Below are 14,039 nucleotides of genomic sequence, written 5' to 3'. Positions count from 1 at the left end.
TTCTATATTGCACCCGTTCGTGAGTCAATACATATCAGATGGGTGCAAAAAAGGGTGCAATTTAGAATTCTGGTAGAAGAAAATGCATACAATCGTTACAATCCGTCATTCGAGCGCCGAATTATCAGGCCAATCGACATGGCCATCGGGCCGAAGCGGCTTTGTCAGCCGTCTGGTGCGCGTGGTGCGGTCGCTGGCGAGATGGATCGACCATCTGCTGGATCGTCGCCGCAGCCGGTTGGTGTTGCTGGAGATGACCGATGATCAGCTTAAGGATATCGGCGTCTCGCGCTGCGACGCCCATCGCGAGGGCATCAGGCCGTTCTGGGACTGACCATAATCCCAAAAAGTGGGAACCGGTTCAGTTCTAACGGACGCTCGATGCCTTGGTCCGCGCAGCGCCATGGTCGGCAAGGACGGCGACCACGCACAGCACCAGAAAAAGTCCGGTGATGGCCGCCGCTGAGATGGCGACGCTGGCAGCGCCGTTCTTGGCGACATCCAGGAACGGGTAGGGCACCTCACCGGCAAGCGGCGCCCGCGCCAGCGCATAGATCAGATAGGCGATGGGATAGAGCACCCACCAGGAAATGTCGCTCCACCGCGTCCTGCCGTCGGCGCCTGCGATCAGCCACCACAGCACGAACAGCACCGGCGTCACGTAATGCAGGAGAACATCGCAGAGCAGGAACAGGCCCTGCGGCTGCCAGAGCCTTGCCAGAACCGTGGCGTAGATGATGAAGACCAGCGCGAGCGAAGCGGCAATGCCAGCCCGCATCCGCGTCCCGGCAAAGGCCGGCAGCCAGGCATAGCCCGAGGGCGACAGCAGCGACGTGTACACCAGCACCGCGCCAATGTTGGTCAGGATGGTGAAGAAGCTGAGAACGAAAATGATGGAGCCGAACAGGCCGCGGCCTGCCTCCATCGATGCCGGAACGCTGATGCAGAACTGCAGGACGAGCCCGGCCAGACCGATGGCCAGACCCGCGATCTGCAGGAACCGGCCCATTGCGCTAAGCGGCCGCCGCACAGGAGGGATTGCCTGCCTGCCAACGAGCGATGTCGGAGCCGATGCGAGCGCCGAGCGGATCGTTCATCAGCGGTCCAAAGACGTCGACGCGGCTCGAATTGCCTTGCGCCTGTACGACCAGCAGCGGTTTGCCGCCATAGTGCTTGGCCGGGACCAGCAGGAAACGCGGCGTGCCGCTGTACGAATTCAGCTCATTGGCCATCTGATACTGCTTGAAGGCCGGGTCCTTGCTGGCGATCCAGCATTTGTGGGCAGCGATCGCCACCTGTTCCATGGCCAGCAGCGCAGCACTTTTGCCCGACGGAACAGGCGTGGCCTTTGGGGTCGACTGGCAGGATGCCAGCGCAAAGCCTGCCGCCGCAACCAGGGCGATCGTCCTGTTTCTGATCAAGCGGCACCCATCTCAAGCTCGGACAGGAAGATCTTCAAGCCGTCGGTCATTTCGCCCCACACCCGCGACAATGCCGGATGTTGCGAGGCGATCTGTTCATAGGCGTCGAATTTGGGATAGGCGTCGAGCAGGTCGTGGCGTCCCGTCATGCCTCGGAAATTGTTGAAGATGAACCGCGTCGGCGTCAGCCAGGCATCGGCGAAACTGATGTCGTCACCGAGCGCGAAAGGCCCTTGCGCCATGCGCGCCTCGATCGCCGCCAGTCCGTGATGCAGGCGGGTGAATTGGGCGTCGATCTCGGCACTGTTTCGCTTCGGCACGGAATGAAGCTCGAAAAGCTTCATCATCGGGGTCAGCACATCGAGATCGGTGATGCGGGCGAACATGCGCACCAGCGCGCGGTCCTTGGTATCGGGCGGCAGCAGCGCCGGTTCCGGAAAGCGTTCCTCAAGATACTCGGCGATGACCACCGATTCGACGATGGTTTCGCCCGAGCCGGTGATTAGCACCGGAATTCGGTTCATCGGTGAAATGGCGCGAAACGCTTCCGGGATGGGAAAGCCTGGCGGCGGCGCGATGATCTTGAGCGGCACGTCCTTGATGTAGGCTAGTGCTCGTACGATGGACGAGTAGGGCGACAACGGCCGCGAATAGAGTTTCATGACCGTCTCTCTCCCCAATGATGCGGACTTGCCCCGACAAAGAGACAGGAATGTCCGGCTGTTTTCAAGCTGTTCGCTTCGATGATTTCAGGCAGCGATGCCGAGGGCACTCTCGAACAATCCACGGCCATCGGTACCGCCATGGGCTGCTTCGATCAGGTTTTCCGGGTGCGGCATCAGGCCGAGCACATTGCCGCGCTCGTTGACGATGCCGGCAATGTCGTTGATCGAGCCATTGGGGTTGGTGCCCTCCGCATAGCGGAACACCACCTGGCCTTGGCCCTCGAGACGGGCAAGCGTGTCAGCGTCGGCGAAATAATTGCCGTCATGATGCGCGACCGGCGTGCGGATGATCTGGCCCGGATGGTAGCGGCGGGTGAACATGGTGTTGGCGTTGGTGATCTCGAGCTTGACCTGCCGGCAAACGAATTTCAGCGAGGTGTTGCGCATCAAGGCGCCCGGCAGCAGGCCGGCCTCGACCAAGATCTGGAAACCGTTGCAGACGCCGATGACCATAACGCCCTGGGCCGCCTTTTCGGCCACTGCCCGCATGACCGGCATACGCGCGGCGATCGCGCCGCAGCGCAGATAGTCGCCGAAGGAAAAACCGCCCGGAATGGCGATCAGGTCGACATCGGGGATTTCGGTGTCGGTCTGCCAGACCGTAACCGGCGGTTGTCCCGAAATCTTGGTCAGCGCAGCGATCATGTCGCGGTCGCGGTTGAGGCCGGGAAGAAGGACAACGGCTGATTTCATTTTGGTTCGTAAGGCCTCTGGGCTTCGGCGAGTTCGCGCAGGTCGAGACGTCTGTCTATGCGTTCAAGACGCTCGTCTTGCCGGGCGAGAATGCCGTAGATGTTGTGGATATCACTTTGCGTTGCCACCATGTGACCCCGCATCACATTCAACTCCCGTTTCGTCTCGGAAACATCCTGACGAAGCTCACCGATTTCGTGATGCACACGCTTCATAAGCTCGAACATCAGTTCATTCGTGACTTCCGGCATAGTGCCTCCGACACAACCTCAGGTAAGTGTCACACTATAATTCTCAATCACCGTATTCGCCAGCAGCTTGTCGCACATGGCCTTGAGATCAGCCTCGGCCTTGGCCTTGTCGCTTTCCGCCAGCTCGACGTCGAACACCTTGCCCTGCCGCACCGCGCCGACGCCACCGAAGCCCAGGCCCGACAGCGCGTGTTCGATTGCCTTGCCTTGCGGATCGAGTACGCCGTTCTTGAGGGTGACGGTAATGCGGGCCTTGATCACGCTGGACATGCTCCTGTTCGATTCCGGGTTAGTGCGGCTTGCCTTTGAGGCCATCGGTCGAGGCGACAAGCACCGGACCGGTCGGGCGCGGCGGCTCGTTCTCGTTCATGATGCCGAGGCGGCGGGCAACTTCCTGATAGGCCTCGACGAGGCCGCCCATGTCGCGGCGGAAACGATCCTTGTCCAGCTTGTCGTGCGTAGCCACGTCCCACAGACGGCAGGAGTCCGGCGAAATCTCGTCGGCGACGACGATGCGCATCATGTCGCCCTCGAACAGGCGGCCGCATTCGATCTTGAAGTCGACGAGCTGGATGCCGACGCCCATGAACAGGCCGGAGAGGAAGTCGTTGACGCGAATGGCGAGCGCCATCACGTCGTCGATTTCCTGCGGGCTCGCCCAACCGAACGCCGTGATGTGCTCTTCCGACACCATCGGATCGTCGAGCGCGTCGGCCTTGTAGTAGAATTCGATGATCGAGCGCGGCAAAACCGTGCCTTCCTCGATGCCGAGGCGCTTGGACAGCGAACCGGCGGCGACATTGCGCACGACGATTTCGAGCGGAATGATCTCGACTTCCTTGATCAGCTGCTCGCGCATGTTGAGCCGGCGGATGAAGTGGGTCGGAATGCCCATGCGGTTGAGATGGTTGAAGATGTGCTCGGAAATGCGGTTGTTGAGCACGCCCTTGCCGTCGACCACTTCATGCTTCTTCTTGTTGAACGCGGTTGCGTCGTCCTTGAAGAACTGGATGAGCGTACCCGGCTCGGGTCCCTCATAGAGGATCTTGGCCTTGCCTTCATAAATGCGGCGGCGATTTTTCATCTGATTTTTCTCTGGGGTTCCGGACAGGCGGCAAGCGACCGTTTCCTGCCCGTCTGCCTGAAATAGTGCGGCTACGGTAGGGTTCAATGCCGGGTCTATCCCAATCACATCGTTTGCTCAATCGGCAAATCCTCCCAATCAACCGCTTTCGGGACTGAAATGCCGCAGCGCAGCATGCGATGAAGCGTATTGACCGGCCCGCGACCTTTTGGTTTGTGCTTTGGCAACACACATATTCACTGCCAACGAATCGAATTTGACCCGGAGGGACGCCCATGAACAGCATGAAGGACCGTGAAGAAGGCTTCGAGCGCAAATTCGCATTCGACGAGGAGCTTCGGTTCAAGGCCTCGGCGCGCCGCAACAAGGCGCTCGGCCTTTGGGCCGCCGAAAAGCTCGGGAAGTCCGGCGCCGACGCCGACGCCTATGCCAGGGAAGTGGTCGTTTCCGACATCGAGGAAGCCGGCGACCACGACGTGTTCCGCAAGATCCGCGGGGATTTCGATGCGGCCGGTGTCGAGCAGTCCGACCACCAGATCCGCCGCACCATGGATGAGCTGATGGCGCAGGCGATCGAGCAGATCAAGAACACCTGATCCAACCACGCGCTGGACCAATCGACCGCCCGACCTATCCGGGCGGTTTTTCTTTGCCTTTGCCGCGGTTTCCGGCTGAAACTGCGATCGTTAACAAGGAAGAGTCCATGTCCCTGAAGTCCCGCCTGGCGGCCGATGAAACGCTGCTCACCGCATGGTCCGGCGTGCCGGATGCCTTGACTGTCGAAATCGTCGCCAAGCAGGGTTTTGATGCCGTGACGCTCGACATGCAGCATGGCGGCCATCACGAAGACAGCGTGTTGCGTGGCCTGGTGCCGGTACTGGCTGCCGGCAAGCCGGCGCTGGTGCGCATTCCCGTCGGTCGCTTCGACATGGCAAGCCGCGCGCTCGATTTCGGTGCCGAGGCTGTCATCGCGCCGATGGTGAATTCGGTGGCCGATGCAAAACTGTTCGCAGCCGCCATGAAATACCCGCCGCTCGGCGAGCGCTCCTGGGGGCCGACCTACGCCTTTCCGCGCCACGGCAAGGGCGACCAGGCCGAGTGGCTGCGCGACACCAACCAGCGCACCATGGCCTTCGCCATGGTCGAGACGCGCGCGGCCCTCGATGCGCTCGACGGCATTCTCGACACGCCCGGCATCGACGGCATCTTCCTCGGCCCGTCCGATTTCTCGATCGCCTGGAGCAATGGCGCGACCGTCAGTTCGACGCTGGAAAGCATGATGGAGACAGTAGCGTCGGTCGCCGAGCGCACCCGCAAGGCCGGCAAACATGCGGCGATCTATGTTGTCGAACCGGCAATTGCCGGCCGCGTCGTGTCGATGGGCTATCGCCTGCTGGCCATGGGCTCGGAACACGCGCTGATCGGGCTTGGCGCGAAAACCCTGATCAGGAGCGTTCGCGATTCGATCGGCTCCTGAAGACGCTCAGGGCTTCAAATCCGTCAGGAATTTAGCGAAGGTCATCGACCCTTCGGGCCAAGGACCAAAGCCGGAATCCGCGTTGAGGTGACCGGTCTCGCCGGCATCGATGAACAGCGACCCCCAGGCTCCGGCAATGTCCTCGGCGACATCGAAGGCGCAGAACGGATCGTTGCGGCTGGCGATCACGATCGAGGGAAAGGGCAGCAGCTCACGCGGGTAGGGGCCGAAGGTCATCAGGTGCCTGGGCCTTATCTCGGGATTGGCGACATCGGGCGGCGCCACGAAGAAGGCCCCGGCAACCGGCTTGCGGAACCGCGGAATGGCCTGCACTGCCGTGGCGACGCCGAGCGAGTGCGCGACCAGCACGACCGGTCGCTCGGCCTCGTTGACCGCCTTTGCAACGCTCGCCGTCCAGTCCTCGCGCACCGGCTTCGACCACTCCGCCTGTTCGACGCGGCGCGCCGTCGACAGCTTCGATTGCCAGCGGCTCTGCCAATGGTCCGGGCCGGAATTGGTGTAGCCCGGTACGATCAGAATATCTGCTTCCTTGACCTTCATGGCGCTGAGATAGCGAGCGGCATCGCTTCGTGCAACCGGCAGGAACGCCGCTTTTGATCACAATAGTGAACACCATGTTCGCTTCTTCGCATCTTGTGTGAACGATGCCGATGGACGATCTGTGGTCAGGAAAAGAAACAGCCGTGTGTGGGAACCCTGACTTTGGAACTGACACGACGTACAATGATCGGCGGCGCGGGGCTTCTCGCCCTGGGAGTTTCGCCGCAGGCCGGTCGAACGGAGCATCTGATGAGTGAACTGCCTTTTGCCGCCACCACTCCGGTCAGCGTTGCGCGCGTCGGGTTGAAGGCACGCGACGCCGAAAGTCTTGCCGCATATTATCGCAGCGTGGTCGGTTTGCAGGAGTTGAGCCGCGCCGATGGCGCTATCACGCTGGGCGCCGCCAACCGTCCGTTGCTGGTGCTTGAGCCGGATGCTTCGGCCAAGCCGGATGATCCGCGCGGCGCCGGCCTGTTCCACACCGCCTTCCTGCTGCCCAGCCGCGCCGATCTCGGCCGCTGGATCAACCACGCCATGTCAGACAAGATCGCTATCGAGGGCGCTTCCGACCATCTGGTCAGCGAAGCACTGTACCTGACCGATCCCGAAGGCAACGGCATCGAGATCTATGCCGACCGCCGTCCGCAGGACTGGAAGTGGAATGGCGACAAGATTGCCATGGCGACAGAGCGGCTGAACATTCCGTCCGTCGTTGCCGAAGTGCCGGCGGGTGATGCCGGCTGGCAGGGCGCACCGGAAAACAGCATCGTCGGCCATGTCCACCTGCGTGTCGGCAGGCCGGAAGAGGCCGAGGCCTGGTGGAACCAGGAATTCGGCTTCGACACGGTGGCCAAATATGGCGGCCAGGCGGTGTTCCTGTCGTCCGGCGGCTATCACCACCACATCGGCGCCAACGCCTGGCAGAGTTCAGGCGCCGGCCGCCGCGATTCCACCCGGTCCGGTCTCGCCTGGGTGGAGATGCGTTCCTACAATGTGACCAGCCCGGTGACCCGCGAAGACCCATGGGGCACGGTGATCAGGACTGTTCCCGGCAAGGCTTGACGCCAGCGACGATATAGCGCTTTACCTCAAGCTTCCCCGAACACCCGCCTGAAAATCGTATCGACGTGCTTGGTGTGATAGCCCAAGTCGAATTTCTCGCGGATCTCGGCTTCGGGCAGGGCCGCGGTCACTTCCTTGTCGGCCAACAGTTCTTCAAGAAAATCAGCGCCTTGCTCCCAAACTCTCATGGCGTTGCGCTGCACCAGCCGGTAGGAGTCTTCGCGCGACAGGCCCGCCTGCGTCAGCGCCAGCATGACGCGCTGCGAATGCACGAGGCCGCGGAACTTGTTCATGTTCTTCAGCATGTTGTCGGGATAGACGAGCAGCTTGTCGACGACGCCGGTCAGCCGTGACAACGCGAAATCGAGCGTCACCGTGGCGTCCGGGCCAATCATGCGCTCGACCGAGGAGTGGGAAATGTCGCGCTCGTGCCAGAGCGCCACGTTCTCCATCGCCGGCAGCGCCATGGAGCGGACCATCCGGGCAAGACCGGTGAGGTTTTCGGTCAGCACCGGGTTGCGCTTGTGCGGCATTGCCGACGAACCCTTCTGGCCCGGCGAAAAATACTCTTCCGCCTCCAGCACTTCGGTGCGCTGCAGATGCCGGATCTCGATCGACAGCCGTTCGACCGATGAGGCGATGACACCAAGCGTGGCGAAGAACATGGCGTGGCGGTCACGCGGGATCACTTGCGTCGACACCGGCTCCGGCTTCAGGCCGAGCTTTGCCGCGACGTGTTCCTCAACATAAGGATCGATGTTGGCGAAGGTGCCGACCGCGCCTGAAATCGCGCAGGTGGCGATGTCTTCGCGCGCGTGCACCAGCCGCTCGCGGCAGCGGGAGAATTCGGCATAGGCCTGCGCCAGCTTGACGCCGAAGGTTGTCGGCTCGGCGTGGATGCCGTGGCTGCGGCCGATGGTGACGGTGTCCTTGTGCTCGAAGGCACGCCGCTTCAGTGCCGCAAGCAAGCCGTCGATATCGGCGAGCAGGATGTCGCTGGCGCGGGTAAGCTGCACGGCAAAGCAGGTGTCGAGAACGTCCGACGAGGTCATGCCCTGGTGGATGAAGCGGGCGTCCGGTCCGACGAATTCGGCGAGATGGGTCAGGAAGGCGATGACGTCGTGCTTGGTGACGCGCTCGATCTCGTCGATCGCCTCGACATCGAATTTTGCCGCACTGCCCTTTTCCCAGATGGTTTTGGCCGCTTGCCTGGGAATCACGCCGAGTTCGGCCAACGCGTCGCACGCATAGGCTTCGATCTCGAACCAGATGCGGAACCGGGTTTCGGGCGACCAGATGGCGACCATTTCCGGCCGGGAATAGCGAGGGATCATCGGTCAGTCCTGACGTATCGAGAAGTTTTGCCCGCGTCCTAACAGAGGCGAGCAAAATGCTCAACGCCGCTGGCGCGCAAACCAGACACTCGCGGCAAACAGGGCGACGAAACCAAGCGGAAAATAAAGCCGGATGCCCAGCACCACGAACTGGTAGAGCGCAACCAACGTCGTGAAGATGAACTGCAGGACCCAGGTGTGGGTGAAAGCAGGGGCATGCCACTCGGCATAGTAGGAGCGGTATTGCAGGGCAAACAGCCCGGCGGTCAGCCCGACCGTCGCGGCGGCGAGGCATACGAACGCCGCCGCGAAGGCGACCTCCCAGCGCCTGCCCTGCGAGACCAGCCGTGCGGCAAACAGGCCGATCGGAAAGGCCAGCGCGGCTCCCACCGCGAACAGCATGGTGACGATGCGGATTTTCGCCGGCGTCTCCCAATCGTCCAAAAACAGGGTGACGAGCGCGCTGGCGCCCATCGTCACGGCCCACAGCGAGGCGCCGAAAAGCGCTGTGTGCGGCGTCGGTACGGCGCGGCGAAGGCGGTTGAGCACACGACCGCGCGAAGCGGATTGAAGAAGCGGTGTCACAGGCGGCCAGTCACCGCGATCCAGCGAAAATCAGGCCCTTCGAAGCCGTATTGGCGTACCGCGATCAGCACTGCGTAGGCGCTAAGGCTGTCCATGGAAAACGTCTGCACCGCGCCGATACGGTAGCCGTTCGGGCAACCCCGGCTTTTCGGTATCGCCTTGTCCTCGTGCAGCAGCTTCGTGGTGCCGCCATCCTGCGCCTCGATGCGCAGCAGCCGAAAGCCGTTGATCTCGCCCTGGCTCTCGCAGCCTTGGGTGTTGTTCATGCCAAGCTCGTCAAGGCGGAATTCGAGCGGCTGGTCGACCGGCGAGAAGATCGGGCGCGGGTTGACCGCCATCCGGTGCGGATCGGCCGAAAGTTCGGTCACCGGGTTGAAGCCGGCAGTGATGCCTTTGTTCGCGGTCAGTTCGGCCTGACTAACAATGGCTTCGCCTTTTTGCCGCGCCTGAAGGCGTGCCGCGTCCAGTTTGGCATTCTCATCCTCGATCCGAACCCGGATCGGCGTGCCCTTGAGAAAGCTGTCGTCGTTCGTGTCGATGTAGTAGCGGTTGGCATAGGGAAAGCCCGATCCATCCTGCACGCCATATTCCTCAAAAGCGAAGACACTGCCGTCCTTGGTGAAGCCGAGGATTTCGAGTTCGGCGACATCGCCGGCACGGGCGGCGATCGAGGTCGCGAACTGTGCAAGCAGGCCAACCGCAAACAGAAAGAGTATTCGCATCGGTCCTCACCCCGTGATCGTCTCATCCACTAGCACGACAGAATTAAAACGTCGTGCAGTGCGAAAGCCGATGCATCCAATCTGCCCGTCATTTGTTATCGTCGGCAGTCCCAATGGAGAACCACCATGACCGACACCAGCAAAATTCGCGAGCACATGGAAGTCGTCGGCGCCGATGGCGTGCATGTCGGCACCGTCGACAAGGTCGACGGCCAGCGCATCAAACTGACCAAGGTCGATAGCGGCGAGGGCGCTCACAAGGGCCATCACCACTACATTCCCCTGAGCCTGATTGCCGAGGTCGATGGCAAGAAGGTGTGGCTGTCGGCGAATTCCGATGTCGCGGTGACGTTCGAGGAAGAAAAGTCCGATCGGGTCTGATTGATCGCTTCACCCCAAGCGTGACGACCACACCGGAAACAGATCGCTTTCGGCCGGCGTTGCCGCAAACACGCCACGGCTGATGGCCCGCGCCATGGTGGCGCCGGCCGTCGCATAGAGATCGATCGCCGCATCGGCGGTGAGTTCGATACCACTCGTGCCTGTCGCCAGCGCAAACACCAGGTCGCCATCGGCCGGCGTGTGCGTCGGCCAGATGGCGCGCACGAAGCCGTCATGCGCTGAGATCGCCAGGCGCTTTGCGGCTGCCTTGGTGAGAACCGCGTCCGTGGCAATGACGGCGATGGTGGTGTTGCCGCCGGTCTCCATTTGCCCGCCGACAAGCTTGTCGCGATATTTCAGCAGGATCTTTTTGGCGTCGTCCGGCATCGGCGAGGGATAGCCAAGCCCGCCGAATTCGTCGCCGATCTCGAACGGGGCCGCCCAGAAATGGCGGGTTCGGCCTATGCTCACCGAGCCGGTCGGATTGACGGCTGCCAGCGCACCGATGGTGACGCCGCTGTCCAGCAGCGTCGACGCCGAGCCGAGGCCGCCCTTCAGCCCCGACGTCAGCGCACCAGTGCCGGCGCCGATCGTGCCAAGCTGGAAATCGGCGGTGGCGGTTTGCGCTGCTTCATAGCCAAGCTCCCGGTAGGGCGGATAACGGCCCCAATCCTTGTCTCCGCCATTGCGCAGGTCGAACAGGATCGCCGAGGGCACGATCGGCACGCGAAAGCCACCGACTTCAAGGCCGATGCCGCGTTCGCGCAATGCCGCCTGCACGCCGGATGCCGCGTCGAGGCCGAAAGCCGAGCCGCCCGAGAGCACCACGGCGTGCACCACATCGACCGAATTGTGCGGTTCGAGCAGGTCGGTCTCGCGGGTGCCCGGCGCACCGCCCAGGATCTGGACGCCGGCCACTGTCGGCGCGTCGCAAAGGATCGTCGTGACGCCGGACTTCAGCCTGGCGTCGGACGCGTTGCCGACGCGCAGGCCGGCAACGTCGGTGATCAGGTTGCGAGGGCCGGTGCGAAACATCAGTTGCTTTCCAAAGGCGCAAAGCGCGTGCCGTCGAAGCGAAAGACACGGTAGGGGCTCTGGCTGAGATCGCCTTTCGCATCGAAGCGGATCGGCCCGATCTCCGTGGTGAAATCCTGTCCGGTCAGCGCTTCTGTCAGCGGCTTGCCCGAGCTCTCGGACAGGCCTGACGCCGCCTTGGCGATTTCGACCGCCGCAAAGGCGGGCAGTGTGTAGCCGTCAGCCACGACCTTCCGCGCGTCAAAGGCTGCCAGCACTTTGGGGTCGGCGACATCAGCCCATTCCGGTGGTGCGATCATCAGCGTGCCCACGGCATAAGGCACGTCGCCCGGCGGGGTGCGCAGATTTTCGCCGCCGGCAAAGACGATGCCTGCCTGGAGCTGGGCGGCATCGCGGCCCATGATGGCGATGTCGTCGCCGTCGCCGCCGGCAAAGACATGCGTGGCGCCGGCCTTCTTCAATCTGCCGATCATGCCGATCTGATTGTCGAGCTGTGGCCGGAATGTGTCGACGAATACCGGTTTCAGCGCCGCCTGTTCGGCCTCAGCCCGCAGCGTTTCGGCGATTTCACGGCCATAGATGGTGCCGTCGTCGATGATGGCGAACAGCTCGCTCTGCCACAGACGGGTGAGGGTGGAGGCGACGGTGTTGCGCTCGTCGTCGCCGCGTGGGCCGAGCCGATAGACCGGCCAGCCGGTCTTGGCGCGGCGGTCGGTCAGGCTTTCGGTTCGCACGCCAACGGTGATGACCGGAATGCCGGCGTCCTTCAGGATCGGCATCGCCGCCTCGATCGCCTCGGTGCAGAGGAATCCGACCACGATATTGACCTTGGCGGCAGCGAATTCCCTGGCAGCGGCAGCGCCGCCATCGGCGGTGCAGGCGTCATCCACCGTCTTCAGTTCGATGCCGTTCGCTTCGGCCGCCAGGCCGGTGCCGGCCTCGACCTGTTTGCCGAGAATGGCCGATGGTCCAGACAAGGGTGCTGAGACGCCGACCAGCAGCGTCTGGGCGCTGGCGGCGTTGGCCAGAAACAGCCAGAACAGCGCCGCTATTGTTCTTGTCCTGGGTCGCATTCGAGCGATGAAGTCCTCCGTGCCGGTTCTATGCTCCTGGCACTATTACCGCCAAGACCTAAAGGCTGCCCGGCCTTGGTGCAACACGCGAATTTCGGGATATGGCTCAGGCACTTCGCTTGTGGCGGGCTATATCTGGCCATATATGTCGGTGGGATCCTGACCATGGAAAAAATACGGTGCTGAAGAAGAACGACATTGGGCCGCAGGCCTATCGCGACGCGATGAGCCATTTTGCCGGCCACGTCCATGTGGTCACCACCGACGGGCCGGCCGGCAAGCGCGGCGCGACGGTGATCGCGGCCTGTTCCGTCTCGGATACGCCGCCGACCATTCTGGTCTGTCTCAACCGTGAAAATCCCAAGAACGAGCCATTCGTGAAAAACGGCAGGTTTGCCTTGAACACGCTGGCTTCGCATCAGGAGCCGCTTTCGATCGGCTTTTCCGGCATCACCGGCCTGCCGGTCGAGGAGCGCTTCGCGCTCGGCGAGTGGGACGTGATCTCCACCGGTGCGCCGACGCTGAAGGGCGCGCTCGCCGTGTTCGACTGCGAATTGATCGACACCAAGGACCTGGCCACCCATCGTGTGCTTTTTGGCAAGGTGACAGGGCTGCGGATGGGCGATAATTTGCGGCCGCTGATCTACCACGCCCGCGGCTACCACGTTCTGGAAAGCGGAGCGGCGGCGTTCACGGAGAAAGAATGACCGAGCTGAAACCGCGCGCCGCGCCGCGGACGATCGACGAGACGCTCGATCTCCTGACCGGCGCGGACTATGTGGCGGACCGGTCGCTGGCGACCGTGCTGTTCCTGTCGTTGCGCATGAAGCGGCCGCTGTTCCTCGAGGGTGAGGCCGGCGTCGGCAAGACCGAGATCGCCAAGGTGCTGGCGCAGGCGCTTGGCCGCCGCCTGATCCGCCTGCAATGCTATGAAGGCCTCGATGTCTCGTCTGCCGTCTACGAGTGGAATTACGCCGCGCAGATGATCGAGATCCGTATGGAGGAGGCGGCCGGCAAGGTCGAGCGTTCCGCCATGGAGCGCAACGTCTTCTCCGAAAAATACCTGATCCGCCGCCCCGTGCTCGATGCGCTGACCGGCAAGACGGGCGCTGCGCCTGTCTTGCTGATCGACGAGCTCGACCGCACCGACGAGGCGTTCGAGGCCTTCCTGCTCGAAATCCTGTCCGATTTCCAGGTGACCGTGCCTGAACTCGGCACCATCAAGGCGGAGGAACCGCCGATCGTCATCATCACCACCAATCGCACCCGCGAAATCCACGATGCGCTGAAGCGGCGCTGCCTCTATCACTGGGTCGACTATCCCAATGCCGAGCGCGAACTGGAGATCGTGCGCCGCAAGGTGCCGCAGGCCAACCAGCGGCTTTCGGCCGAAGTGGTCTCCTTCATCCAGAAGCTGCGCCAGATCGAACTGTTCAAGGTGCCTGGTGTCGCCGAAACCATCGACTGGGCCGGCGCGCTGACCGAACTGGACAAGGTGGCGCTAGACCCGGAAACCGTCTCCGACACGATCGGCGTGCTGTTGAAGTACCAGGACGACATTGCCCGCATCGAACAGGGCGAAGGCCGGCGCATCCTCAACGAGGTGAAGGCCGAGCTTTCGGCGGCGGAGTAGGC

At 62.5% G+C, this 14,039-nt stretch carries 20 protein-coding genes; 7 read left to right on the top strand and 13 right to left on the bottom strand.

Going from position 1 to position 14,039, the window contains the following annotated elements; translation table 11 throughout:
• The first annotated feature begins 82 nt into the window (after window positions 1-82).
• Window positions 83-334, top strand: coding sequence for a DUF1127 domain-containing protein (locus ACSQ3L_RS21705; RefSeq protein ID WP_436161771.1), 252 nt, complete (start codon window positions 83-85; stop codon window positions 332-334).
• A 33-nt stretch (window positions 335-367) separates the two neighbouring features.
• Here the strand turns inward: ACSQ3L_RS21705 and ACSQ3L_RS21700 are convergent, their stop codons facing one another.
• The 7 genes from ACSQ3L_RS21700 to purC all read right to left on the bottom strand — a co-directional run bounded on the left by ACSQ3L_RS21700 (window position 368) and on the right by purC (window position 4,174).
• Window positions 368-1,009: a Pr6Pr family membrane protein gene (locus ACSQ3L_RS21700; RefSeq protein WP_436161770.1), complete on the bottom strand. Its 642-nt coding sequence runs from the start codon at window positions 1,007-1,009 to the stop codon at window positions 368-370.
• A gap of 4 nt (window positions 1,010-1,013) precedes the next feature.
• Complete coding sequence (locus ACSQ3L_RS21695; protein ID WP_436161769.1) at window positions 1,014-1,421, bottom strand: hypothetical protein; 408 nt, start codon at window positions 1,419-1,421, stop codon at window positions 1,014-1,016.
• Window positions 1,418-2,083, bottom strand: a complete 666-nt coding sequence (locus ACSQ3L_RS21690) for a glutathione S-transferase family protein (protein ID WP_436161768.1) — start codon at window positions 2,081-2,083, stop codon at window positions 1,418-1,420. Before ACSQ3L_RS21690 ends, ACSQ3L_RS21695 begins: the two co-directional genes overlap by 4 nt.
• 87 nt (window positions 2,084-2,170) lie before the next feature.
• The gene (gene purQ / locus ACSQ3L_RS21685) at window positions 2,171-2,839 is read right to left on the bottom strand and encodes a phosphoribosylformylglycinamidine synthase subunit PurQ (RefSeq protein WP_436161767.1); all 669 of its coding nucleotides are present in this window, start codon (window positions 2,837-2,839) and stop codon (window positions 2,171-2,173) included.
• The gene (locus ACSQ3L_RS21680) at window positions 2,836-3,090 is read right to left on the bottom strand and encodes a hypothetical protein (RefSeq protein WP_127293463.1); all 255 of its coding nucleotides are present in this window, start codon (window positions 3,088-3,090) and stop codon (window positions 2,836-2,838) included. Before ACSQ3L_RS21680 ends, purQ begins: the two co-directional genes overlap by 4 nt.
• A gap of 18 nt (window positions 3,091-3,108) precedes the next feature.
• Window positions 3,109-3,351, bottom strand: coding sequence for a phosphoribosylformylglycinamidine synthase subunit PurS (purS, locus tag ACSQ3L_RS21675; RefSeq protein WP_027028126.1), 243 nt, complete (start codon window positions 3,349-3,351; stop codon window positions 3,109-3,111).
• 28 nt (window positions 3,352-3,379) lie between these two features.
• A complete protein-coding gene (gene purC, locus ACSQ3L_RS21670; protein WP_378979352.1) occupies window positions 3,380-4,174 on the bottom strand; it encodes a phosphoribosylaminoimidazolesuccinocarboxamide synthase in 795 nt (264 codons plus the stop codon).
• Between the two features lie 275 nt (window positions 4,175-4,449).
• Between purC and ACSQ3L_RS21665 the strand changes: the two genes are divergently transcribed.
• Together ACSQ3L_RS21665 and ACSQ3L_RS21660 are read left to right on the top strand one after the other, a co-directional pair.
• A complete protein-coding gene (locus ACSQ3L_RS21665; protein WP_292189236.1) occupies window positions 4,450-4,770 on the top strand; it encodes a DUF1476 domain-containing protein in 321 nt (106 codons plus the stop codon).
• A gap of 107 nt (window positions 4,771-4,877) precedes the next feature.
• Window positions 4,878-5,651, top strand: a complete 774-nt coding sequence (locus ACSQ3L_RS21660; RefSeq protein WP_436161766.1) for an HpcH/HpaI aldolase family protein — start codon at window positions 4,878-4,880, stop codon at window positions 5,649-5,651.
• A 6-nt stretch (window positions 5,652-5,657) separates the two neighbouring features.
• On the opposite strand, the gene ACSQ3L_RS21655 is transcribed toward ACSQ3L_RS21660, so the two are convergent.
• Entirely contained in the window at window positions 5,658-6,212 is a 555-nt protein-coding gene (locus ACSQ3L_RS21655) for an RBBP9/YdeN family alpha/beta hydrolase (RefSeq protein ID WP_436161765.1), read from the bottom strand.
• Window positions 6,213-6,461: 249 nt separating this feature from the next.
• Between ACSQ3L_RS21655 and ACSQ3L_RS21650 the strand changes: the two genes are divergently transcribed.
• Window positions 6,462-7,274, top strand: a complete 813-nt coding sequence (locus ACSQ3L_RS21650) for a VOC family protein (RefSeq protein ID WP_436161764.1) — start codon at window positions 6,462-6,464, stop codon at window positions 7,272-7,274.
• 26 nt (window positions 7,275-7,300) lie between these two features.
• Here the strand turns inward: ACSQ3L_RS21650 and purB are convergent, their stop codons facing one another.
• The 3 genes from purB to ACSQ3L_RS21635 are packed head-to-tail and all read right to left on the bottom strand — an operon-like array spanning window position 7,301 to window position 9,915.
• Window positions 7,301-8,608 (bottom strand): adenylosuccinate lyase, encoded by a 1,308-nt coding sequence (gene purB / locus ACSQ3L_RS21645; RefSeq protein ID WP_292182983.1) that lies wholly within the window; start codon window positions 8,606-8,608, stop codon window positions 7,301-7,303.
• A gap of 60 nt (window positions 8,609-8,668) precedes the next feature.
• A complete protein-coding gene (locus ACSQ3L_RS21640) occupies window positions 8,669-9,193 on the bottom strand; it encodes a hypothetical protein (RefSeq protein WP_436161763.1) in 525 nt (174 codons plus the stop codon).
• On the bottom strand, window positions 9,190-9,915 hold the full coding sequence (locus tag ACSQ3L_RS21635) for a DUF2259 domain-containing protein (protein ID WP_436161762.1): 726 nt from the start codon (window positions 9,913-9,915) through the stop codon (window positions 9,190-9,192). The genes ACSQ3L_RS21640 and ACSQ3L_RS21635 overlap by 4 nt, the downstream gene beginning before the upstream one ends.
• A gap of 126 nt (window positions 9,916-10,041) precedes the next feature.
• Here ACSQ3L_RS21635 and ACSQ3L_RS21630 point away from each other — a divergent pair, with 126 nt between their 5' ends.
• Complete coding sequence (locus ACSQ3L_RS21630) at window positions 10,042-10,296, top strand: DUF2171 domain-containing protein (protein ID WP_436161761.1); 255 nt, start codon at window positions 10,042-10,044, stop codon at window positions 10,294-10,296.
• Between the two features lie 9 nt (window positions 10,297-10,305).
• Here the strand turns inward: ACSQ3L_RS21630 and ACSQ3L_RS21625 are convergent, their stop codons facing one another.
• Together ACSQ3L_RS21625 and ACSQ3L_RS21620 are read right to left on the bottom strand one after the other, a co-directional pair.
• A complete protein-coding gene (locus ACSQ3L_RS21625; protein WP_436161760.1) occupies window positions 10,306-11,331 on the bottom strand; it encodes a P1 family peptidase in 1,026 nt (341 codons plus the stop codon).
• Window positions 11,331-12,404, bottom strand: a complete 1,074-nt coding sequence (locus tag ACSQ3L_RS21620; RefSeq protein WP_436161759.1) for a branched-chain amino acid ABC transporter substrate-binding protein — start codon at window positions 12,402-12,404, stop codon at window positions 11,331-11,333. The genes ACSQ3L_RS21625 and ACSQ3L_RS21620 overlap by 1 nt, the downstream gene beginning before the upstream one ends.
• A gap of 179 nt (window positions 12,405-12,583) precedes the next feature.
• Between ACSQ3L_RS21620 and ACSQ3L_RS21615 the strand changes: the two genes are divergently transcribed.
• Window positions 12,584-13,111 carry a flavin reductase gene (locus ACSQ3L_RS21615; RefSeq protein WP_292645515.1) on the top strand — a complete coding sequence of 176 codons (528 nt, stop codon included), beginning with the start codon at window positions 12,584-12,586 and terminating at the stop codon, window positions 13,109-13,111.
• Window positions 13,108-14,037 carry an AAA family ATPase gene (locus ACSQ3L_RS21610; protein WP_436161758.1) on the top strand — a complete coding sequence of 310 codons (930 nt, stop codon included), beginning with the start codon at window positions 13,108-13,110 and terminating at the stop codon, window positions 14,035-14,037. Before ACSQ3L_RS21615 ends, ACSQ3L_RS21610 begins: the two co-directional genes overlap by 4 nt.
• The last annotated feature ends 2 nt before the right edge of the window (window positions 14,038-14,039 follow it).

Origin of the sequence: Mesorhizobium sp. LjRoot246 (assembly GCF_964254115.1) — a bacterium.
Lineage (GTDB): Bacteria > Pseudomonadota > Alphaproteobacteria > Rhizobiales > Rhizobiaceae > Mesorhizobium.
The sequence above is the reverse complement of the archived record's forward strand: the minus strand, read 5'-3'. Positions and strand labels throughout refer to the sequence as shown.

Bases quoted from the DNA above. Each gene is read 5' to 3' on its own strand.
- ACSQ3L_RS21705 (WP_436161771.1), top strand. From the start codon at position 83: ATGCATACAATCGTTACAATCCGTCATTCGAGCGCCGAATTATCAGGC.
- ACSQ3L_RS21635 (WP_436161762.1), bottom strand. From the start codon at position 9,915: ATGCGAATACTCTTTCTGTTTGCGGTTGGCCTGCTTGCACAGTTCGCG.
- ACSQ3L_RS21680 (WP_127293463.1), bottom strand. From the start codon at position 3,090: ATGCCGGAAGTCACGAATGAACTGATGTTCGAGCTTATGAAGCGTGTG.
- ACSQ3L_RS21665 (WP_292189236.1), top strand. From the start codon at position 4,450: ATGAACAGCATGAAGGACCGTGAAGAAGGCTTCGAGCGCAAATTCGCA.
- ACSQ3L_RS21690 (WP_436161768.1), bottom strand. From the start codon at position 2,083: ATGAAACTCTATTCGCGGCCGTTGTCGCCCTACTCGTCCATCGTACGA.
- ACSQ3L_RS21655 (WP_436161765.1), bottom strand. From the start codon at position 6,212: ATGAAGGTCAAGGAAGCAGATATTCTGATCGTACCGGGCTACACCAAT.
- ACSQ3L_RS21660 (WP_436161766.1), top strand. From the start codon at position 4,878: ATGTCCCTGAAGTCCCGCCTGGCGGCCGATGAAACGCTGCTCACCGCA.
- purB (WP_292182983.1), bottom strand. From the start codon at position 8,608: ATGATCCCTCGCTATTCCCGGCCGGAAATGGTCGCCATCTGGTCGCCC.
- ACSQ3L_RS21650 (WP_436161764.1), top strand. From the start codon at position 6,462: ATGAGTGAACTGCCTTTTGCCGCCACCACTCCGGTCAGCGTTGCGCGC.
- ACSQ3L_RS21630 (WP_436161761.1), top strand. From the start codon at position 10,042: ATGACCGACACCAGCAAAATTCGCGAGCACATGGAAGTCGTCGGCGCC.
- ACSQ3L_RS21610 (WP_436161758.1), top strand. From the start codon at position 13,108: ATGACCGAGCTGAAACCGCGCGCCGCGCCGCGGACGATCGACGAGACG.
- purQ (WP_436161767.1), bottom strand. From the start codon at position 2,839: ATGAAATCAGCCGTTGTCCTTCTTCCCGGCCTCAACCGCGACCGCGAC.
- ACSQ3L_RS21625 (WP_436161760.1), bottom strand. From the start codon at position 11,331: ATGTTTCGCACCGGCCCTCGCAACCTGATCACCGACGTTGCCGGCCTG.
- ACSQ3L_RS21700 (WP_436161770.1), bottom strand. From the start codon at position 1,009: ATGGGCCGGTTCCTGCAGATCGCGGGTCTGGCCATCGGTCTGGCCGGG.
- ACSQ3L_RS21620 (WP_436161759.1), bottom strand. From the start codon at position 12,404: ATGCGACCCAGGACAAGAACAATAGCGGCGCTGTTCTGGCTGTTTCTG.
- purC (WP_378979352.1), bottom strand. From the start codon at position 4,174: ATGAAAAATCGCCGCCGCATTTATGAAGGCAAGGCCAAGATCCTCTAT.